The organism is Thermomonospora echinospora (assembly GCF_900108175.1).
Classification (GTDB): Bacteria; Actinomycetota; Actinomycetes; order Streptosporangiales; family Streptosporangiaceae; genus Thermomonospora; species Thermomonospora echinospora.
Genome location: NZ_FNVO01000005.1, coordinates 292254 through 309631 on the forward strand (window position 1 = coordinate 292254; position 17378 = coordinate 309631).

Annotated in this window: 25 protein-coding genes; 14 read left to right on the forward strand and 11 right to left on the reverse strand. The window is 72.8% G+C overall.

Annotated elements, in window-relative coordinates; genetic code table 11:
* Window positions 1–9 precede the first annotated feature (9 nt).
* The 7 genes from C4U03_RS14465 to C4U03_RS14495 are packed head-to-tail and all read left to right on the forward strand — an operon-like array spanning window position 10 to window position 4494.
* On the forward strand, window positions 10–492 hold the full coding sequence (locus tag C4U03_RS14465; protein WP_146087380.1) for a hypothetical protein: 483 nt from the start codon (window positions 10–12) through the stop codon (window positions 490–492).
* Between the two features lie 2 nt (window positions 493–494).
* Window positions 495–2036 (forward strand): hypothetical protein, encoded by a 1542-nt coding sequence (locus tag C4U03_RS14470; protein WP_103938262.1) that lies wholly within the window; start codon window positions 495–497, stop codon window positions 2034–2036.
* A 2-nt stretch (window positions 2037–2038) separates the two neighbouring features.
* Complete coding sequence (locus C4U03_RS14475) at window positions 2039–2680, forward strand: hypothetical protein (protein ID WP_103938263.1); 642 nt, start codon at window positions 2039–2041, stop codon at window positions 2678–2680.
* 18 nt (window positions 2681–2698) lie between these two features.
* Window positions 2699–3040, forward strand: a complete 342-nt coding sequence (locus tag C4U03_RS14480; RefSeq protein ID WP_103938264.1) for a hypothetical protein — start codon at window positions 2699–2701, stop codon at window positions 3038–3040.
* Complete coding sequence (locus tag C4U03_RS42825) at window positions 3037–3564, forward strand: collagen-like protein (protein WP_200827234.1); 528 nt, start codon at window positions 3037–3039, stop codon at window positions 3562–3564. The genes C4U03_RS14480 and C4U03_RS42825 overlap by 4 nt, the downstream gene beginning before the upstream one ends.
* Window positions 3564–4301 (forward strand): peptidoglycan recognition protein family protein, encoded by a 738-nt coding sequence (locus C4U03_RS14490; protein WP_103938265.1) that lies wholly within the window; start codon window positions 3564–3566, stop codon window positions 4299–4301. The genes C4U03_RS42825 and C4U03_RS14490 overlap by 1 nt, the downstream gene beginning before the upstream one ends.
* A gap of 10 nt (window positions 4302–4311) precedes the next feature.
* Entirely contained in the window at window positions 4312–4494 is a 183-nt protein-coding gene (locus tag C4U03_RS14495; protein WP_103938266.1) for a hypothetical protein, read from the forward strand.
* Window positions 4495–4556: 62 nt separating this feature from the next.
* On the opposite strand, the gene C4U03_RS14500 is transcribed toward C4U03_RS14495, so the two are convergent.
* The 5 genes from C4U03_RS14500 to C4U03_RS14515 form a co-directional block, all read right to left on the reverse strand.
* The gene (locus C4U03_RS14500; RefSeq protein WP_103938267.1) at window positions 4557–5234 is read right to left on the reverse strand and encodes a hypothetical protein; all 678 of its coding nucleotides are present in this window, start codon (window positions 5232–5234) and stop codon (window positions 4557–4559) included.
* Window positions 5235–5350: 116 nt separating this feature from the next.
* Window positions 5351–5494: a hypothetical protein gene (locus C4U03_RS40420; RefSeq protein ID WP_160146986.1), complete on the reverse strand. Its 144-nt coding sequence runs from the start codon at window positions 5492–5494 to the stop codon at window positions 5351–5353.
* Window positions 5495–5541: 47 nt separating this feature from the next.
* Entirely contained in the window at window positions 5542–5727 is a 186-nt protein-coding gene (locus C4U03_RS14505) for a hypothetical protein (protein ID WP_146087381.1), read from the reverse strand.
* A 113-nt stretch (window positions 5728–5840) separates the two neighbouring features.
* Window positions 5841–6077, reverse strand: coding sequence for a hypothetical protein (locus tag C4U03_RS14510; protein WP_103938269.1), 237 nt, complete (start codon window positions 6075–6077; stop codon window positions 5841–5843).
* A complete protein-coding gene (locus C4U03_RS14515) occupies window positions 6074–6640 on the reverse strand; it encodes a hypothetical protein (RefSeq protein ID WP_146087382.1) in 567 nt (188 codons plus the stop codon). The genes C4U03_RS14510 and C4U03_RS14515 overlap by 4 nt, the downstream gene beginning before the upstream one ends.
* Window positions 6641–6862: 222 nt before the next feature.
* Here C4U03_RS14515 and C4U03_RS14520 point away from each other — a divergent pair, with 222 nt between their 5' ends.
* Both C4U03_RS14520 and C4U03_RS14525 read left to right on the forward strand, forming a co-directional pair.
* Window positions 6863–7717, forward strand: coding sequence for a helix-turn-helix domain-containing protein (locus C4U03_RS14520; protein ID WP_103938271.1), 855 nt, complete (start codon window positions 6863–6865; stop codon window positions 7715–7717).
* Window positions 7717–7911, forward strand: a complete 195-nt coding sequence (locus C4U03_RS14525; protein WP_103938272.1) for a DUF397 domain-containing protein — start codon at window positions 7717–7719, stop codon at window positions 7909–7911. The genes C4U03_RS14520 and C4U03_RS14525 overlap by 1 nt, the downstream gene beginning before the upstream one ends.
* A 218-nt stretch (window positions 7912–8129) precedes the next feature.
* Here C4U03_RS14525 and C4U03_RS14530 read toward each other — a convergent pair whose 3' ends face one another.
* The gene (locus C4U03_RS14530) at window positions 8130–8420 is read right to left on the reverse strand and encodes a hypothetical protein (protein ID WP_103938273.1); all 291 of its coding nucleotides are present in this window, start codon (window positions 8418–8420) and stop codon (window positions 8130–8132) included.
* Window positions 8421–8505: 85 nt separating this feature from the next.
* On the opposite strand from C4U03_RS14530, the gene xseA reads away from it, so the two are divergent.
* Together xseA and C4U03_RS14540 are read left to right on the forward strand one after the other, a co-directional pair.
* Complete coding sequence (gene xseA, locus C4U03_RS14535) at window positions 8506–9717, forward strand: exodeoxyribonuclease VII large subunit (protein ID WP_103938274.1); 1212 nt, start codon at window positions 8506–8508, stop codon at window positions 9715–9717.
* Between the two features lie 10 nt (window positions 9718–9727).
* Complete coding sequence (locus tag C4U03_RS14540; protein ID WP_200827235.1) at window positions 9728–9958, forward strand: exodeoxyribonuclease VII small subunit; 231 nt, start codon at window positions 9728–9730, stop codon at window positions 9956–9958.
* 34 nt (window positions 9959–9992) lie between these two features.
* Here C4U03_RS14540 and C4U03_RS14545 read toward each other — a convergent pair whose 3' ends face one another.
* Together C4U03_RS14545 and C4U03_RS14550 are read right to left on the reverse strand one after the other, a co-directional pair.
* Window positions 9993–10709: a DUF4245 domain-containing protein gene (locus C4U03_RS14545; RefSeq protein WP_235017858.1), complete on the reverse strand. Its 717-nt coding sequence runs from the start codon at window positions 10707–10709 to the stop codon at window positions 9993–9995.
* Between the two features lie 20 nt (window positions 10710–10729).
* Window positions 10730–11416 carry a TetR/AcrR family transcriptional regulator gene (locus tag C4U03_RS14550; protein ID WP_103938276.1) on the reverse strand — a complete coding sequence of 229 codons (687 nt, stop codon included), beginning with the start codon at window positions 11414–11416 and terminating at the stop codon, window positions 10730–10732.
* Between the two features lie 212 nt (window positions 11417–11628).
* On the opposite strand from C4U03_RS14550, the gene glpX reads away from it, so the two are divergent.
* A complete protein-coding gene (gene glpX / locus C4U03_RS14555; protein WP_407701429.1) occupies window positions 11629–12681 on the forward strand; it encodes a class II fructose-bisphosphatase in 1053 nt (350 codons plus the stop codon).
* A 37-nt stretch (window positions 12682–12718) separates the two neighbouring features.
* On the opposite strand, the gene C4U03_RS14560 is transcribed toward glpX, so the two are convergent.
* Window positions 12719–13297, reverse strand: coding sequence for a DUF1707 SHOCT-like domain-containing protein (locus C4U03_RS14560; RefSeq protein WP_235017859.1), 579 nt, complete (start codon window positions 13295–13297; stop codon window positions 12719–12721).
* A 138-nt stretch (window positions 13298–13435) separates the two neighbouring features.
* Between C4U03_RS14560 and C4U03_RS14565 the strand changes: the two genes are divergently transcribed.
* Window positions 13436–14638: an MFS transporter gene (locus C4U03_RS14565; protein WP_103938279.1), complete on the forward strand. Its 1203-nt coding sequence runs from the start codon at window positions 13436–13438 to the stop codon at window positions 14636–14638.
* A gap of 9 nt (window positions 14639–14647) precedes the next feature.
* Here C4U03_RS14565 and C4U03_RS14570 read toward each other — a convergent pair whose 3' ends face one another.
* The gene (locus tag C4U03_RS14570) at window positions 14648–14887 is read right to left on the reverse strand and encodes a hypothetical protein (protein ID WP_103938280.1); all 240 of its coding nucleotides are present in this window, start codon (window positions 14885–14887) and stop codon (window positions 14648–14650) included.
* A 32-nt stretch (window positions 14888–14919) separates the two neighbouring features.
* Window positions 14920–16323: a MocR-like pyridoxine biosynthesis transcription factor PdxR gene (gene pdxR, locus C4U03_RS14575; protein WP_103938281.1), complete on the reverse strand. Its 1404-nt coding sequence runs from the start codon at window positions 16321–16323 to the stop codon at window positions 14920–14922.
* Between the two features lie 86 nt (window positions 16324–16409).
* On the opposite strand from pdxR, the gene C4U03_RS14580 reads away from it, so the two are divergent.
* Window positions 16410–17369, forward strand: coding sequence for a DMT family transporter (locus C4U03_RS14580; protein WP_103938282.1), 960 nt, complete (start codon window positions 16410–16412; stop codon window positions 17367–17369).
* The last annotated feature ends 9 nt before the right edge of the window (window positions 17370–17378 follow it).

The following is a 17378-nucleotide window of genomic DNA, read 5'->3' on the forward strand; positions in this document are numbered from 1 at the left end:
GAGGCCGCAATGAGTCTCGGAATGATGTACACCGCCGTGTTCACCGGCGTGGCCGTCACGGCTCAGCAGGACCTGTTCGAGCTGACCGCCCCGTCCACCCGGGCCGTGGTGATCCACCAGGTGGTGCTGTCGCAGTCCACGGAGGTGGGCGACGCCCAGGAGGAGAGCCTGTCGGTGCTGCTGCGCCGCGGGTCCAGCGCGACCACGTCCGGGTCGGGCGGCGGCACGGCGACCCCGGCCCGGCTGCAGTCCGGGTTCGCGGCGGCCGGGTCCACGGTCGAGATCAACAACACCACGAAGATGAGCGGCGGCACGATCACGACGGTGCACAGCGAGAACTGGAACGTGCGGGCGCCGCTGGTCATCCTGCCGCCGCCGGAGCTGCGGATCGTCCTGTCGCCCGGTGAGCGGTTCACCGTCGAGCTGGCGGCCACGCCGGCCGACTCCTTCACCGTGTCGGGCACGCTGTACTTCGAGGAGATCGGCGGCTGACCATGGCCCGCTCCTATCCGTCCCGCTCGTCCCGGCCGGGCGTCTACCGGCCGGCGTCGCGGCGTGCGTTCCGGCCGCGGCCTGTGGTGCCGCCGCTGAACGTCACCGACGTCACCGCCGGACCGGCGGCAGAGGCGTACACGGCGGGCTCGGCGGTGGTCGAGACGGTGGCGGGTGGGCTCACGCAGATGCCGCGCCTGATCGTGGAGGTCGCCTTTGCCAGCGGGGCCAGCACGGTCAGCAGTTACCTGACGGTCGATGACCCGACCCGTGGCCTGATCGGCGTCGGGAAGATCGCCCCCGCCGGAGGTGGCGGCGACTCCAGCCAGGATCCCGTCTGGACGGACATCACCGACTGGGTGCTGTCCGGGACGATCCGCCGCGATTCCGGTCGGATCGACTCGCCGGTGGTGCGCTACGAGCCGGGCACGTGCACGATCGCCCTGGACAACTCCGACAGACGATTCGACCCGACCAACGCCGCCGGACCCTACGTCGACGGCGACGGCGTCACCCAGGTCCGCCCGATGCGGGCCGTGCGGGTGCGCGCCGTCTGGGATGACGAGTACTACGAGCTGTTCCGCGGCTACGTCGATGAGTGGGGCATCACCTGGGAGGATCCCGGCTGGTCCACGGCGGTGCTGACCGCCACCGACGCCATGAAGGTGCTGCGCAACATCAAGCGCATCCCCGTGGCGGCCACCGGCACCGGCGACACCACCAGTACCCGCATCGGCCGCATCCTCGACTCGATCGCCTGGGACCCCGGCGACCGGCTGATCGGGTCGGGCAGCGTCACCGTCCAGGCCACGACCCTGGAGGGTGACGCGCTCGCTGAGCTCCAGCTGACCGCTGACACCGAGCTGGGCGAGCTGTACGTGGACGGCGGCGGCCGGGTCGTTTTCCGGGGGCGGGCGGCGGCTACGAGCGAGGACCGCTCGCGTCTGGCGCAGGCGGTGTTCAGCGACGGCGACGACGGCCTCACCTACCACAACCTGGCCATCTCGGCCGACCACGAGACGATGTTCAACCGGGTGCGGATCACGCGGGTCGGCGGGTCCGAGCAGAACGCCCTGGACTCGGTGTCGGTGACCGAGTACTTCGAGCGCACCTACCAACGTGACGACCTGGTGATGCAGACCGACGCGCAGGCGCTGGCCTACGCCCAGTACGTCCTGGCGCTCGCCCGTGCCCCGGAGCTGAGGTTCACCGAGCTTGCCGTTGAGCCGACCGCCGACCCGGCCGGGCTGTACCCGCACGCTCTGGGCCGGCAGATCGGTGACCGCATCAACGTCACCCGGCGCCCACCCGGCGGCGGCGCACCCATCACCCGGGACGTGTGGATCCGCGGCATCACGCACGAGTTCGACGACAGCACGTGGCGGACGCGGTGGACGCTTCAGCAGGCGCTGGACGGGGTGGCTCCGCCGCCGCAGCTGTCGCCACCCGGCCTGGACCGCCGCCACCACGTCCGTATCCGCCGCACGCCCGCCCTACGGGCCGCGCGGCGGCGTCCGGTTCCGTTGCCAAGCAGGAGGGGATAGAGATGGGATCTGGCTGGCGGGACTGGCAGCCTGGGGACACGGTCACCGAGCCGTTCATCCAGGGCTACCTCCAGGATCAGACGGTCATGGTGTTCGCCAGCGGGACTGCCCGGGACGCGGCGATCACCAGCCCACAGCGCGGCATGTGCGTGTACCTGCTGGACACCAAGCGGTTCAGCATCTACGAGTCGTCGGCGCCGGCCGGGTGGATCTCCAGCATCCAGATCGGCGAGTGGTCCACCTACACCCCGCAGCTGCTCGGCAGCATCCAGAACTTCGGCGCCGGCAACGGCAGCGCGACGGGCCGGTGGGCGAGGTGGGGCAGCCTGGTCACCTTCTACGCCGAGATCGTCTACGGCTCCACGTCGACGTCCGCGCTCGGGAACTTGTCGATGACGCTCCCGGCGACCGGGCCCAGGACCGGCAATGAGCAGTGGGTCGACTGCTCTCTCAAGGACGCCTCGGCCGGCAGGATCTTCCCCGGCCAGGCGGGGCCGCTGGCTGCCGCCTCCGTGCCGCTGTACACCCAGTCGGGCACTGGCGGGTCCCTGGAGCGGATGACGGACATCAGCCCCGCCGGGCAGGTGGTGACGAACACCGGCGACGCGATCCGCATGTGGGGCCAGTACGAGGTCGCCGTATGAGCACCGTGAGGGGGCCCGGTGCATGAGCCGACCACCGGTGAGCTCTCCCGCAGCTTGGCCGATGCGAAGACGGACTTCCGCGAGCGGTCCGCCGCCCTGTCCGCGCGCATCGACACCATGACCCCGCTGGCGCTCTACCAGGCACACGTCGAGGGCGCCCGCCGCGAGCATGACGAGCTCGCGGCCGACATCGCGGCCCTGTCCGCTCGGCTGGACGCCGAGCGAGAGCAGCGGGAGAACGCCGAGCGGCAGCGCGCGGCCGACCGGCGGATGACCCTCACCGCCATCTTCACCGCGCTGCTGGCACCACTGGCGCTGATGCTGCTCCAGTTCTATGTGATCAGCCGGGGCCGGGCATGAGCCGGGCGCGGATGGTGGGGCCGCCGCTGCTGATCGCGGCCGGCGCGACGCTCGTCCTGATCGTGATCGCGTCGCTGCTGCTCGACCAGGACCAGCGGATCGGGCAGCTGGAGCGCGACCGGGCGACCCTGGCCGAGCAGGTGCGGGAGATGGGCGGTGAGCCCCGGGTGCCGGTGCCCACGCCGCCGCCCGGTGAGCAGGGTCCGACTGGGGAGACCGGCCCGGCCGGTGCTCAGGGTGATGCGGGGCCGCGGGGTCCGGCCGGTCCGGCGGGGCCGTCCGGGGCGCCGGGTGTTGCGGGCCAGCGCGGCGAGCAGGGGGAGGCGGGGCCGGCGGGCCCAAAAGGTGACCCGGGCGAGCAGGGTCCGGCCGGTCCGCGCGGTGAGCCTGGGCCGCCTGGCGAGCAGGGCCCGTCCGGGCCGCCGGGTCCGGCGTGTCCGCCCGGGTGGCGGCGCGAGCAGGTGACCGTGATGACGCCCGGTGGCCCGCGTGAGACGACGACGTGTGTGCGAGAGGACGGCTGATGGAGTTCGAGCGGCGTTCGGTGTTCGGCTGGGGTGCGACCCCGGCTCCGTTTGCCCCCTGTGATGCGGGGCTGGTCGTCCACTACGACGGCTCGAATCAGGGCCTGGCCAGCAAGCCGCACTCGGCGTGCCGCCGCTACTGGGACCAGACCCGCGACTTCCACATGCGGGCCAACGGGTGGATTGACGTGGGCTACGGGTTTGCCGTCTGTCCGCACTCCATCGTCATGGAGGGCCGCGGCTGGCAGCGCGCCCAGGCGGCCCAGCCTGGTGGCAACACCACGTGGACGTCGGTGACGTTCATGAGCGGGCCGGGCGAGGACCCCACCGCCGGGCAGATCCGCGCCTTCAAGGAGTTGCGGGCGTGGCTGCGCGGCAAGGGCCTGGGGTCGGGGATCCGCGGCCACCGCGACTTCATCTCGACCAGCTGCCCGGGCGACCGGCTGTACCGGCTGGTCCGGGACGGCACCCTCACGGGCGCCCCCGCGAAGAACTGGACGGAGGACATGGTGAAGAAGCTGCCCACCCTCGGCAAGGGCGCCAAGCCGTCCGAGGACATGCAGACCCTGCGCTCTTTGCTGCTGGCCCGCTCGCACCCGGAGGTGGGCGGCATCGAGGGCGGGTTCGACGCGACCGTGGAGCGCGCGGTCAAGGCCGTCCAGGAGTGGGGCGGCATCGAGGCTGACGGGATCGTCGGCCCCAAGACGTGGCCCGTGCTCCTGCGGGTCCACAAGTAAGGAGATCGAGATGCGAGTCTCTGCCTACACGAAGTTCATCGTGGCCGCCCTGGCCGCGGTCGGCGTCGCGCTGAACCTGGCGATCGGCGACGACACCCTGACCACCTCGGAGATCGTGGACCTGGTCCTGGTCGGGCTGGGTGCGCTGGGCGTGTACGCCCTGCCGAACCGTCCGGCCGGGCCGCGCCCGTAGCAGCCCCTGCCGACAGAACGGCCCCGCCCCGATTCCCCGGGGGCGGGGCCGTCTTCCTGCTCTCAGTCCACCCGCAACCACAGACCGCAGTCCCGGCTGGTGAACCCGCCATCGCTCGGTGCGATGGTCACGGTCACGCCCTTCGGAGCGTTGGTGACGAAGTTGTTGTCGATCGTGTCGCCGCCACCTGTCGACCGTTCCCAGTAGCAGTCGGTCACTCCACCGTCGGTGCGGTAGGTGCCCGGCTTGATGTCCTCACCGACCTCCCACGTCCCGTCCTCGAAAGAGCCCTCCAGGCGCTTCTGCTCCTTCTTCAGCAGCGGCAGGTACTTGGGGCACAGGTGGGTGATCGCCGCCTCGTACAACGATTCGTCGGGGTTGTCGCGCAGGATCTTCGCCGTGGGGGGACCGTCCACGTCCGGGAACTCGTCGCCGGCGAGGTAGTCGCGGTCATCGCCGGTGCATGCATACCACCCGTTCCCGAGGGTTCCCTTGTGTTCGCTGGTGTAGGGCTCCTCTTCCCCCATCTCTTCCAGGAAGGCGCGCTCACGGTCGCTGAGGGCTGTTAGAGCGGTCTCGGTGGGGGAGGGTGTCGGGCTGGTGATGAGTGGCAGGTCGACGGGGGGTGGGGCGGCGGACTCGTCCCGGCCGGCGGCCAGCGCCCATACCACCAGGATGACGATCATGCCGGCTGTGATGATGGCCCCGGCTTTCTGGTGGCGGGTGGTGGGCTCGCTCATGGGGGTGCTCCAGGGTGAGGGGTTCGGACCTGTGACGCACGGCACTGCTGGGCGGTTCACACGAAGCGGCCCCGCTCCCCTCGCTGGGGGCGGGGCCGCTTCGTCGCGTCCGGGGATCAGGGCTCGTTGCAGGAGCAGCCGTCGCTGCTCCCACACCCCAGGCAGGCGTCCTCATCCACCATGGACAAGTCGTTGCAATGGCACTCCTTGTCCTCGGCGTTCGGGTATCGGACGTAGTCGCAGTTCCACGAGTGGTTCATGGTCACCTCCAGGTGCTCGTCATCGGGTACGGCCTGCCCGATGGGGGTCAGGCGTCGGGCTGCTCGTCCTGCTCGCCGCGAGCTCCCGGCCGCCGCTCCTCGAACGCGGCCAGCGCTCGCTCGGCGATCTCCGGGTCACCGTGGTCCGGGTGGCCGACCTTCGGCAAGTTGTCCAGCCACACCCCGAACGCGGCGGCCCGCTCGGAGATCCTGCGGCGCTCATCCCTGTCCATGGTCACCTCCAAGGGGCGGGCCCGCCGGTCCTCCCCTCCCAGGGAGCCGGCGGGCCCGCGCTTCGAGGGGCGGCGGCCCTCCCCGCGAGGCTGTACCTGCCGCCGCCCCAGCTCTATACGATGCCGAGCCGACCGAGCGCGAGCCGCGCCTGAGCAGCCGGCGAGTACTCCACCGTCCACCCCTCGCGCTTCAGGTCGCCCTCGCGCGGCCACCAGTGGATCGCGCACCACAGCTCACGCTCTGGCGTTCGCACCACAGCGGGAATCGGGTGGTCGCCGTGGATCGCCGCTTCGCACCACCGCTCGGGTGGCGCGGCGTCGACCCGGTAGACCAGCGCGTCGTCGCTCATGCCGCCGCCTGGACGAGTCCGAGCCGCTCGCCGAGCCGCCACATGCCATTGCGGCGGTGCGGCTGCGCGGGCGGGCTGGCGCTGGACTCGACCGGCCAGCCCTCCGCACGGCGGCTGTGGCGGGGGACGTAGGCCTCGTCCGTCGGGCTGGTGGGCGCGGTGGGGCGGGACGCCACGGGGTCGGTGGTCGGCGTCGACCGCGCCACCGCGCCACCCTCACCGGGCCGGGGCTGCTGGGCCGGGGCCGGGCGAGGGGTCTGGGAGGTGGCCCCGGCCGGCGCGCGGCGCTGGGTCGGACGCGCGGGCGCCGGACGGGGGGAACGGGGGTGCCGGGCGTAGTACTCGCCGAGCTCGTAGCGCAGCGCGCTCAGGCTGGCGGCGGACACCAGGCACTCGGAGTCGGCTCCGGCGGGGAGCGCCCACCAGGCGCCGGTCGCCTCACCGAGCCACACGACCGCGCGGGGGTGGTCGCGGCGGATCGCGGCCAGGTGCTGCTCGGCGGTGGTGGTGTGCACCGTCCAGGGTGCGGGCGTTACGGGGGCGCGTTCCTCGGTACGATTCATGACAGCCAGGACCTCCATCCTGGTCAGGTCCCGGACTCGGTGATAGCGCACCGGCCGGGGCCGCTTCGTGTCAGGGGCAGCCGCGCCGATCCCTTCTCGGGAGCCGGTGCGGCTGCCCCTTCACCATGCACGAATCCTTCATTGATCACAAGAAACGTTTCGATTTTCTTCGCTTCTCAGTGCCCGTATTGCTACCCACCGGTACGGGCGTAGCGTGCTCGCATGACCGAGCACGGACCCACCACCCGGCAACGTCGGCTGGCGGCCGAACTGCGCAAGCTCCGCGAGGCGAACGGTCTGACCATGGACCGCGCCGCTACCGCCCTCGGCTGGCCGCAGTCGAAGCTGTCCGAGCTGGAGACGGCAAGGCAGATCCCCAAGACAGGGGACGTGGAAGCGATCCTGGCGACCTACGGCGGCGTCGACCAGGCGGTCAAGCTCGCGCTGCTCCAGCTCGTCCGCGACGTCCGCCAGCGCGGATGGTGGGCGTCCTTCGGCGATGTGCTCTCCGGGAGCTACGCCGAACTTGAGTACGCCGCCGACCGCATCCGCATCTGGCAGGTCCAGCTCGTGCCCGGCCTGCTCCAGACCGAGGACTACGCCCGCACGCTGATCCGCCGCCACTTCCCCGACGAGTCGGACGCCGAGATCGACCGGCGCGTCCAGGTCCGTGTCACCCGTCGGGCGATGCTGACCCGCCAGAAGCCGCCACGCCTGGAGGTGCTGCTGGCTGAAGAGGTCATCCGTCGTCCGGTCGGTGGCCGGGAGATCATGCGTGGCCAGCTCGGCGCGCTGCTGCACGCCGGCCAGCGCCCGAACGTGTCCATCCGGGTTGTGCCGATCTCGGCGGGTGACTATCCGTCGATGGGCACTGGTGGGGTGGTCTTGTTCGAGTTCGATGAGAGTTCGGTGGTGGACCTGTCGGTCGCCTACCTGGAGACCATGGCGGGCAGTCGATACGAGGAGGACATATCGCAGGTCAGAGCTTGTAGTTTGATGTACGACCGCATCGCCGAATTCGCGCTGACCGAGTCGGATTCGGCGGACCTTATCCGCACCACCATGAAGGAGATGTGATGGGCGACTTCCCCAGCCCACGCCCGCAGTGGCGCAAGAGCAGCCATAGCGGTGGCGGGAACGACGCGTGCGTCGAGGTGGCCGACCTGGGCCAGGCCGTCGGGATCCGGGACAGCAAGGACCCCGACGGCCCGGCGCTGGCCGTCTCGCGCACCGCTCTGGGCAGCTTCCTGAAGGGCATCCGGAACAGCTGACCGTCCCCCTGGTTGCGCAACAGCCCCCGGCCCCGACGGGTCGGGGGCTGTTCCATTGAACCTCATGTCGGCCCAGTGCGCAGGCTGGTCGGGCCCCGCCCCGGGGCGACTTACCGGCGGATACCGGGGGCACATCGAGGGCACATCGACGCGGTAATAGCGGGTATCCGCCGGTATCCCCAGGTAACCCGTATCGGCAGGTCAGACGGCAACCGCGATCATCGCCGCAGGTCACAAAGCCCCCGGTTTCTGAAGTACGAGAACCGCATCGCCAAGCTCAACGGCACCGCCTGAGACGACAGCCGATGCCGGGAACGCCGCCGCTCGGCGCGTCCCCGGCATCGGCTTGCCCGGCCACGGGCCCGCGGCGGGCCGCCGTCGGTCAGCGAGCCCAGCACCGCCGTCTGCTGCGAGGTGACCGGCTGGTCGGCGCTAACCCGGCGCAGCAGCACCACCGCGCGCATCCGCAGGTTGAACTCCTCGGCGAGTTCCAGCTCGCTGCGGCCCACGATCACCTCTTAGATACTTAGCCAAGCTAACTTAGCCTTGCTAAGCGTTCATCGTGGGGCCGGTCACGCGGTTAGGCTGCCGGACATGGCGATGGAGACCTCGGCCGAGTCCCCGGTACCGGTGCGGACCGTGCTGAACGCGGTGTCCGGCTGGGTCGGCAGGCTGGGCCGCATCTGGGTGGAGGGCCAGATCACCGAGCTCAACCGGCGCGCCGGCACCGTCTACCTGACGCTGCGTGACCCGGTGGCCAACATGTCGGTGCGGGTGGTCGGCCCCCGCGCGGTGTTCGAGGCCGCCGGGCCGGCGGTGACCGACGGCGCCCGGGTGGTCGTCCACGCCAAGCCGGACTTCTGGGTCAACCGGGGCACCTTCTCGCTCAGCGCGCTGGAGGTCCGCCCGGTCGGCGTCGGCGAGCTGCTGGCCCGGCTGGAGCGGCTCAAGCAGGTGTTGGCCGCCGAGGGGCTGTTCCGGCCCGAGCGCAAGCGGCCGCTGCCGTTCCTGCCAGGGACGGTCGGGCTGATCTGCGGGCGCGACTCCGACGCCGAGCACGATGTGCTGCAGAACGCGCGGCGCCGCTGGCCGGCCGTGCGGTTCCGGGTCGAGAACACCGCCGTGCAGGGCTCCCACGCCGTCGGCGAGGTGCTGGAGGCGCTGCGCGGGCTGGACGCCGATCCGCAGGTCGAAGTGATCATCATCGCCCGGGGCGGCGGGGCCATGGAGGACCTGCTGCCGTTCTCCGACGAGGCCCTGGTCCGCGCCGTCGCCGCCGCCCGCACGCCGGTGGTCAGCGCGATCGGGCACGAGCAGGACAGCCCGATCCTGGACCTGGTCGCCGACGTGCGGGCCTCGACCCCGACCGACGCGGCCAAGAAGGTCGTCCCGGACGTCCGCGAGCAGGTCCAGCTCGTCCGGCAGTTGCGGGACCGGGGGCGGCGCTGCCTGTCCGGCCGGGTGGAGCGGGAGCGGGCCTGGCTGGAGGCGACGCGGTCCCGGCCCGCGCTGGCCGACCCGGTGCGGGAGGTCGAGCGCAAGGCCGAGCAGGTGCTGGCGTTGCGCGACCGGGCCCGCCGCTGCCTGTCGGGCGCCCTGGACCGGGCCGGCGACCAGTTGTCCCACACCCGGGCGCGGCTACTGGCCCTGTCCCCCGCCGCCACGCTGGACCGCGGCTACGCCATCGTGCAGCGGCCGGACGGGGCGGTGCTGCGGTCGGCGGCGGAGGCGGAAAAGGGCGGCGAGCTGCTGATCAGGCTGCCGGACGGGCGGCTGCGCACCACCGTCGAGGGGCCCGCCGACTAGGCTGAACGCCGTGACGGACGACAACAGGCCCTCCTACGAGCAGGCCCGGGACGAGCTGGCCGACGTGGTGCGGCGGCTGGAGGCCGGCGGGCTCACGCTGGAGGAGTCGCTGAACCTCTGGGAACGCGGCGAGAAGCTCGCCGAGATCTGCGAGGAGTGGCTGGAAGGGGCCCGCGCCCGGCTCGCCGCGGCGATGGCCGAGCCCGGGAACGGAGCCGGGCCCGAGCCCACCCCCTTCTAGCGGCCCCTCCTGCTCAGGGCCGGCGAATCCGGGCTCAGGGCCGGTCCGCCGGTGTGGCCGATGGAGACGTGCTCGCGGCCGGGGCCGACGGGGACGCGGACGCGCCGTTCTTGGGCTGCGGCTTGAGGGCGGCGGCCAGCACGGCCAGTTCCTCGTAGGAGGCGGTGCCGGTGACCACCAGGGTGAGCCCGGGCAGCGTGCGCACCAGCGAGCGCTGGTCCTTGTCCTTGCGGTAGTAGCGCTGCCAGGTCTGCCCGGCGACCTGCTGGACGCCGACCGGCTCGCGGGAGTTGGTCATCCGCCACAGGTACTCGCCGACGGGCCGCTCGTCGCTCTGCTCCAGCGCCGCGTACTCCTCCGACGGCGTCACCATGCCCAGGTGCCAGGCCACCGGCCCCTCGCCGTCCAGGCCGGACACCCGGGAACTGGTGGTCCGCCAGGTGAAGGGCAGGCCCTGGGGGGCGTACGGGGTGTAGGGGGCCTTGTTGCGCAGCGCGAACAGGTGGTTGCCGTAGTCGGCGGTCGGCAGGGTCTCCTTGTGCTCACGCGGAGTGATCAGCGCGATCAGGCCGACGATCAGCAGGCAGGACAGCATCGCGATGCTGTAGCCGCCCAGGCCGGTGGTCAGCCGTTTGTAGACCCCGGGCGTCACCTCGTACGGCCCCTCGGCCGCCGCGGCGGGGCCCGCGGCGGCCTGCCGAGCTGCGGTTCGCGCGGAGTCGACGGGCTGCTGGGAGGTCTTGTCGGTCACCCTGCCAGGATCGCGCACGTTCAGGACTGCTCCGCACGGGGGTTCCGGATCGTGCCGATGATGGTCATGATGTCGGAGGCCAGCCGCCGGGAGGCCGCCTCGTCCTCGCCGAGGGAGATCTCCGTCACGGCCGCCGCCATCGCGCCGGTGAGCACGGTGACCAGCGGCTCGTCCACCCCGCCGTCGGGGGTGTGGAACAGTGCCGCATTGCGGCGGGCCCACTTGCGCAGCCGTTTCTGCATCACCCGGTCGAATCCGGGCGGGCCGTCGCCCCGGATGAACAGCCGGGCGATCCGCCGGTCGGCCAGGCAGCCGTCGAGGTAGGCGGTGGCGCCCGCGATGAACAGCTGCATCGGGTCGTTCTCGCCGGCGGCGCGGGCGGCGTGCACCGCCTCGCGGGTGCGTTCCTGCTGGCGGACCTGGAACTCCTCCCACAGGGTCAGGTACAGGTCGGCCTTGCCGTTGAAGTGGTGGTAGAGGCTGCCGACGCTGGCGCCCGCGCGGGCGACGATGTCGGTCACCGCGGCCTGGGCGAACCCGGACTCGGCGAAGACGTCCCGCGCCGCGGCAAGCAGGGCGCTGCGGGTGGCGGCCCCGCGGTCGGAGACCCGCACCGCAGGCTCGCCGCCGACCGGGCCCCGGTCGGTGTCCCCGGCGGCACCGCCCGTCCCGGACTCGCCGGGCGGCACATGGATGTCGCTGCTCATGGAAGCAGAGATTACGCCCTAAGCGGCGGTGGCAACGATTCCTCGCTACGGCCCGTCATCTGATCGAAACGGCGGGGCGTGGGGGAGAACCGCCGTACCGGGGGTAGGTCCCCCTCGTCACCAGCGCCGTCGGTTGGTCTGGTCCAATTTTGCAGGCCCGGCCGGTCGAACGGAGAATTCCAAGCACCTGCCGACCGAAAGGGCTGTAACGCATGTCTGCCATGTCCGCCAGGTCCGACACCACGCCCGTCCCGTCCCCGCTCGCCACGGAGCCGGCCGCTCCCGACCGCAACCTGGCCATGGAGCTGGTCCGGGTGACCGAGGCCGCCGCCATGGCCGCCGCCCGCTGGGTGGGCCGCGGCGACAAGAACGGCGCGGACGGCGCGGCCGTCAACGCCATGCGCCAGCTGATCAACACGGTGTCCATGCGGGGCGTCGTGGTCATCGGCGAGGGCGAGAAGGACAACGCCCCCATGCTCTATAACGGGGAGGAGGTGGGGGACGGCGGCGGCCCCGAGTGCGACGTCGCGGTCGACCCGATCGACGGCACCCGGCTGACCGCGATGGGCATGCCGAACGCCATCGCGGTGATCGCGGTGGCCGCCCGGGGCTCGATGTACGACCCGTCGGCGGTCTTCTACATGGAGAAGCTCGTCACCGGCCCGGAGGCGGCCGACGTGGTGGACATCCAGCGGCCGATCGGCGACAACATCAGGGCGGTGGCCAAGGCCAAGGGGTCCTCGGTGGAGGACGTGACCGTGGTGATCCTGGACCGGCCGCGGCACGAGGCGATCGTCAAGGAGATCCGCGAGGCCGGCGCCCGGATCAAGTTCATCACCGACGGCGACGTGGCCGGCGCGATCATGGCGGCCCGCGAGGGCACCGGGGTGGACATGCTGCTGGGCATCGGCGGCACCCCCGAGGGCATCATCGCCGCCTGCGCGGTCAAGGCGATGGGCGGGGTCATCCAGGGCCGGCTGTGGCCGCAGGACGAGGCCGAGCGGCGCAAGGCCCTCGACGCCGGGCACGACCTGTCACGGGTGCTGACCACCGACGACCTGGTCACCTCCGACGACGTGTTCTTCGCCGCCACCGGCATCACCGACGGCGAGCTGGTCGGCGGGGTGCGCTACCGCAAGGGCACGGCGGTCACCCACTCGCTGGTGATGCGCTCGCGCAGCGGCACCATCCGCAAGGTGGAGAGCGAGCACCAACTGGGCAAGCTGCGCGCCTACAGCGCGATCAACTTCGACCAGGCGGTCTAGCCCGGTCCGGCCGGCCCGGCCCCCGGCGGGCGGGTGGTCAGGGCTCCTTGCGGAGCCGGCCGCGCATCCTCTCACGCAGCGTGCGTCGGGGGGCGCGGGCCCGCACCGAGCCCAGGACCATCCGTCCGCTGATCTCCACGGTGGGCCCGTCGTCGGCGGGCCTGACCCGCACCTCGCGGGTGCTCAGGATGCTACGGCCCGTCACGTCCACCCGTACGCCGTCCGGGACCAGCAGCCGGATGCGCCCGCACAGCACCAGCGAGTCCAGCACCACGTGGCGGCGCTGCAGGATGGCTTCGCGCAGGTCGAGTTCTACGGTGCCGAACAGGGCCAGCAGCGGCAGCCGCACCGGCATCACCCAGCGTCCCTCCCGCCGCAGGGAGCCGAAGGTGGCCTGCAGGGGCCGGTCGTCGACGAGGATGGGCTGCGCCTCGGCGGGGGTCAGGTCGCCGGTGAGGCCGGTCAGCTCGCCCAGTGTGCGGGCCGAGTAGACCAGGGAGGTGCGCTCGGCGTGCTCCTCGATGGTGAGCCGCCCGTCCGCGAGCGCCTCGGAGAGCACCTGCGCCACCCGCTCGCGGTCGGCGTCGGAGGCGCGCAGGTCGTGCACGCGCGTCACCGGCTCCGCGGGAACCGGGCGCCAAGGGACTTCCACACCTAGACGATAGCGTTCCCCCGCCATTGACCCCGGCGATCCGCGCTCCCTACGCTGACGTGAATCTCCTTCATGTTCATCGCCCGACCCGGAGGAACGCCCATGGGCTCACGGGACCGCCAGGCCCGGCTGTCGGCGTACGCCGCGTTCGCGGTCCAGGGGCTGTGCTTCGCCACGCTGGTGACCCGGGTGCCGCAGGTCCAGGACGCGCATGGCCTCAGTGACGGGGCGCTGGCACTGGTGCTGCTGCTGGTGCCGCTGATCGCCGGGGTGGGCAGCGTGGTGGCGGGCGCCCTGTTCGCCCGGCTCGGCAGCGGGCCGGTGCTGCGCGTCGCGCAGCCGGGGGTGTGCGTCGCCGTGACGCTGGTCGGTCTGACCGGTGGCGAGGTGCTGCCGCTGTACGCGGCCGTGGCGCTGTTCGGGCTGTTCGTCGGCGCGGTGGACGCGGGCATGAACGCGCAGGCGGTGGCGGTCGAGCGGCGGTACGGGGTGAGCCTGCTGACCGGCTTCTACGCGGTGTGGAGCGTGGCCGGCATCCTCGGCGGGCTGTGGGTGGCGCTGGCCAACCGGCTGGACCTGACGCTGCTGGCGGGCTTCGTCGTCCCCTCCGTGCTGGGCGTGGCCGTGGCGCTGGCCACCGGCCCGCGGCTGCTGCGCAAGGACGAGGAAGGGACAGGACCGAGCGCCGAGGAGCTCAAGGCGGCGGCGAGGCGGGTGCCCTGGCGTCCGGTCCTCGTCGTGGGCGCGGCCATGGGGGTCTTCTACCTGGCCGACGCCGCCGTCTCCAACTACAGCGCCAAGTACCTGCAGGACGAGCTCGGCGCCGGCGACTACGCCGCCCCGCTCGGGTACGTGGCGTACCAGATCGCCATGGTCGCCAGCCGGGCCGCCGCGGACCTGGCGGTGCGCCGCCACGGGGGCGTCCTGATCGTCAGGCTCGGCGGGCTGGTGGGGCTGCTCGGGATGATCGGTGTCGTGGCGGCCCCCAACGCCGCCGCCGCCATCGCCGCCTTCGCCGTGGCCGGGCTCGGGCTCGCCGTCGTCGCCCCGGTGGCGTTCTCGGCCGCCGGTCGGGTCGACCCGACCGGGCTGGGCGTGGCGGTGGCCCGGCTGAACGTCTTCAACTACGTGGGCTTCGTGCTGGGCGCGGCGGTGGTGGGGGCCGTCGCACCGCTCAGCGCGACCGACGGACTGCGGCTGGCCTTCGTCGTACCCGCCGCACTGGTCGCGACGATCGTCGTGCTGGCCCGGGGCTTCGCCCCGCAGCCGGTCACCGCGGCACGCCCGGCCACCGTGACCGGCTGACCGGGCCTGCTAGGCCGAGTGGCGTTCCTCCAGAGCGGCCACCGCCTGCTCGCCCTGGGCGGAGGCCTCCTCGGGACTGAGGCTGTGCAGCGCCTGCTGCAGTGACAGGGCCGCGGCGTCCACCGCCGCACGTGCCGTGATCACGTGCTCCTGCGCCCGCTCCAGATCGCCCAGCCCCACACAGTCGAACGCCACCTGTGCGTCGTGCACGGCCAGTTTGAGCTGGCGAGCCGTCTCGTCCAGACTCATCCGTCACCCCTCTTCCGTCTGGTCGCCCCCTCCTACCCGTGAATGCCACGGGCAATCACCCGATCCAGGATGTCCACCGCGGACCTCAGCCGGGTCTCGTTTACCCGCGCATAGCCGATGACCAGGGCGGGCTTTGCCGGCCTGGACCACATGGGGGCGGCGCCCTGCAGCAGCAGGCCGTGGTGGGCGGCCTCGGCGACCACCTTCTCCTCGTCGCACCCGGCGGGCAGTTCGACGTACAGGTGCAGCCCCGCCGCCACCCCCTGGACCCGTACGTCCGGCAGGCGGGCGGCGAGCGCGCCGGCCAGCGCGTCACGGCGGGCGCGGTACCGGCGCCGCATCGCCCGCAGATGCCGGTCGTAGGCGCCGGAGGCCAGCAGGTGCGCCAGCGCGTGCTGTTCGAGGACGGGCCCGCCGATGTCGGTGTTCATCCGGTGCATTCGCAGCCGTTCGGCCAGCGAGGCCGGGACGACCGCCCAGCCCAGCCGCAGCGCCGGGGCCAGCGACTTGCTCACCGACCCGGCCAGCACCACTCGCTCGGGCGCCAGGCCCTGCAGGCAGCCCACCGGACTGCGGTCGTAGCGGAACTCGGCGTCGTAGTCGTCCTCGATGACCAGGCCGTTCACCGCGCGGGCCCACTGGATCAGCTCGGCCCGGCGGCCGGGCGCCAGCACCACCCCGGTCGGGTACTGGTGCGCCGGGGTGACCAGCACCGCGCGGGCCGGGGAGGCGGCCAGCGCGGCGACGTCGATGCCGTGGGCGTCCACCGGGATCCGCACCAGCCCGACCCCGGCGGCCTCCAGCATCGGCGGCTGCCGGTGGCCGGACGGGTCCTCCACCGCCAGCACCGTGTGCCCGGCCGCCGCCAGCAGCCGGACGACCGAGGAGATCACGTGTGCGACCCCGTTCATCACGACGATCCGCTCGGGGACGGCGTGGGCGGCCCGCACCCGGCCCAGGTATCCGGCCAGCTCGCCGCGCAGCTCGGCGGCCCCGCTCGGCTCCGGGTAGGACAGCGCGTCGCTGGGGATCGTGCGCAGCGCCGTCCGGATCGCCGCCGCCCACAGCTCCCGGGGGAACGCCGACAGGTCCGGGCCCGGCCGCAGGTCGCACGGGCTTGTCCCGGCCCGCGCGGCGGGCTCCTCGTCCGGCCAGACGGGGGCCGACCGCAGCGGCGGCAGGTCCGGCCGGGCCAGCGGCGCCACCCGGGTGCCGTCGCCGCGCCGCGAGACCAGGAATCCCTCGGCGACCAACTGCTCGTAGGCGGTGACCACGACCCCGCGGGAGACGCCCAGGTCACGGGCCAGGTCCCGACTGGAGGGCAGCCTGGTTCCACCGGCCAGCCGGCCGTCGCGGACCGCGGCGCGCAGCCCGGCGGCGAGCTGCGCCGACAGCCGTCCGGCCGCCGGGTCCAGGGGCAGATGCAGGTCCGTCACATCGCTCTCCGGGGAGGGTTGGTCCGGGTTTTCGCGGGTCGATTGGTCCTGTCTCCCGGTCCAATCGGCTCCTAGCGTGACATGCCATGACCTCCTCCACCAGATCCCCGGCCACCGGGCCGCGCGGCGCCGCCGAGGCGGCGGCCGCCATGTTCCTTGTCGGGACGCTGACCGCCGTCTCGGCCACCATCGGCGGGTATCCGCTCTTCGGCGGGCAGGCGCTGCGTTACACCGTCGCCGCCGCGCTGCTGCTGGCCGTGGTCCGGCTGATGGAGCGGGGGCGGCCGGCGATCCGGCCGACGGGGCGGGAGTGGGCGCTGCTGGCGGCGCTGGCGGCGACCGGGCTGGTGGCCTTCAACGCGTTCGTGGTGGCGGCCACCGAGCACACCGGCCCCGCCACCGTGGGCACGGTGATCGCCACCGTGCCGGTCCTGCTGGCCGTGGCCGGGCCGCTCCAGCAACGCCGCCGCCCCGCCGCCCGGGTGGTGGCCTCCGCCGTGGTCGTCGCGGCCGGCGCCGGCCTGGCCACCGGGCTGGGCGGCGGCGACCCGGCCGGGGTACTGCTGTCTCTGGGGGCGCTCGCCGGCGAGCTGTGCTTCTCGCTGCTGGCCGTCCCGCTGCTGCCCCGGCTGGGGCCGCTGCGGGTGTCGGCCTACTCGGCGGCACTGGCCGTGCCGATGCTGGTGGCCCTCGGGCTGCTGGTGGACGGCCGCGCCCTGGTGCGGGTGCCGACCGCCGGGGAGGCCGCCGCGCTCGGCTACCTGGCCGTGGTCGTCACCACTGTGGCGTTCTTCCTCTGGTACGACGCGCTGGGCAGGTTGGGCGCCGACCGTGCCGGGCTGCTGGCGGGCGTCCTGCCGATCAGCGCCGTCATCACCACCATGGTCCTCGGGCTCGGCCGGCCGGGCGCCGCGGAGTTCGCGGGCGCCGTGCTGGTCGCAGCGGGCGTCGCGGTGGGGATGCGGCCCGACCGGCGGCCCGACCGGCGGTCCGGCCTGCGGTTCGCCGGCCCCGCGCAACACCGTCCCGGGCGCGTCGTAACCTGAGGGACGCCC

Coding starts and splice junctions, on each gene's coding strand:
- xseA (WP_103938274.1), top strand. CDS start 8,506: ATGGCGATGGAGACCTCGGCCGAGTCCCCGGTACCGGTGCGGACCGTG.
- C4U03_RS40420 (WP_160146986.1), bottom strand. CDS start 5,494: ATGAACCACTCGTGGAACTGCGACTACGTCCGATACCCGAACGCCGAG.
- glpX (WP_407701429.1), top strand. CDS start 11,629: ATGTCTGCCATGTCCGCCAGGTCCGACACCACGCCCGTCCCGTCCCCG.
- C4U03_RS14505 (WP_146087381.1), bottom strand. CDS start 5,727: ATGGACAGGGATGAGCGCCGCAGGATCTCCGAGCGGGCCGCCGCGTTC.
- C4U03_RS14510 (WP_103938269.1), bottom strand. CDS start 6,077: ATGAGCGACGACGCGCTGGTCTACCGGGTCGACGCCGCGCCACCCGAG.
- C4U03_RS14475 (WP_103938263.1), top strand. CDS start 2,039: ATGGGATCTGGCTGGCGGGACTGGCAGCCTGGGGACACGGTCACCGAG.
- C4U03_RS14500 (WP_103938267.1), bottom strand. CDS start 5,234: ATGAGCGAGCCCACCACCCGCCACCAGAAAGCCGGGGCCATCATCACA.
- C4U03_RS14470 (WP_103938262.1), top strand. CDS start 495: ATGGCCCGCTCCTATCCGTCCCGCTCGTCCCGGCCGGGCGTCTACCGG.
- C4U03_RS14565 (WP_103938279.1), top strand. CDS start 13,436: ATGGGCTCACGGGACCGCCAGGCCCGGCTGTCGGCGTACGCCGCGTTC.
- C4U03_RS14525 (WP_103938272.1), top strand. CDS start 7,717: ATGGGCGACTTCCCCAGCCCACGCCCGCAGTGGCGCAAGAGCAGCCAT.
- C4U03_RS14515 (WP_146087382.1), bottom strand. CDS start 6,640: ATGAATCGTACCGAGGAACGCGCCCCCGTAACGCCCGCACCCTGGACG.
- C4U03_RS14520 (WP_103938271.1), top strand. CDS start 6,863: ATGACCGAGCACGGACCCACCACCCGGCAACGTCGGCTGGCGGCCGAA.
- C4U03_RS14580 (WP_103938282.1), top strand. CDS start 16,410: ATGACCTCCTCCACCAGATCCCCGGCCACCGGGCCGCGCGGCGCCGCC.
- C4U03_RS14495 (WP_103938266.1), top strand. CDS start 4,312: ATGCGAGTCTCTGCCTACACGAAGTTCATCGTGGCCGCCCTGGCCGCG.
- C4U03_RS14550 (WP_103938276.1), bottom strand. CDS start 11,416: ATGAGCAGCGACATCCATGTGCCGCCCGGCGAGTCCGGGACGGGCGGT.
- C4U03_RS14570 (WP_103938280.1), bottom strand. CDS start 14,887: ATGAGTCTGGACGAGACGGCTCGCCAGCTCAAACTGGCCGTGCACGAC.
- C4U03_RS14465 (WP_146087380.1), top strand. CDS start 10: ATGAGTCTCGGAATGATGTACACCGCCGTGTTCACCGGCGTGGCCGTC.
- C4U03_RS14490 (WP_103938265.1), top strand. CDS start 3,564: ATGGAGTTCGAGCGGCGTTCGGTGTTCGGCTGGGGTGCGACCCCGGCT.
- C4U03_RS42825 (WP_200827234.1), top strand. CDS start 3,037: ATGAGCCGGGCGCGGATGGTGGGGCCGCCGCTGCTGATCGCGGCCGGC.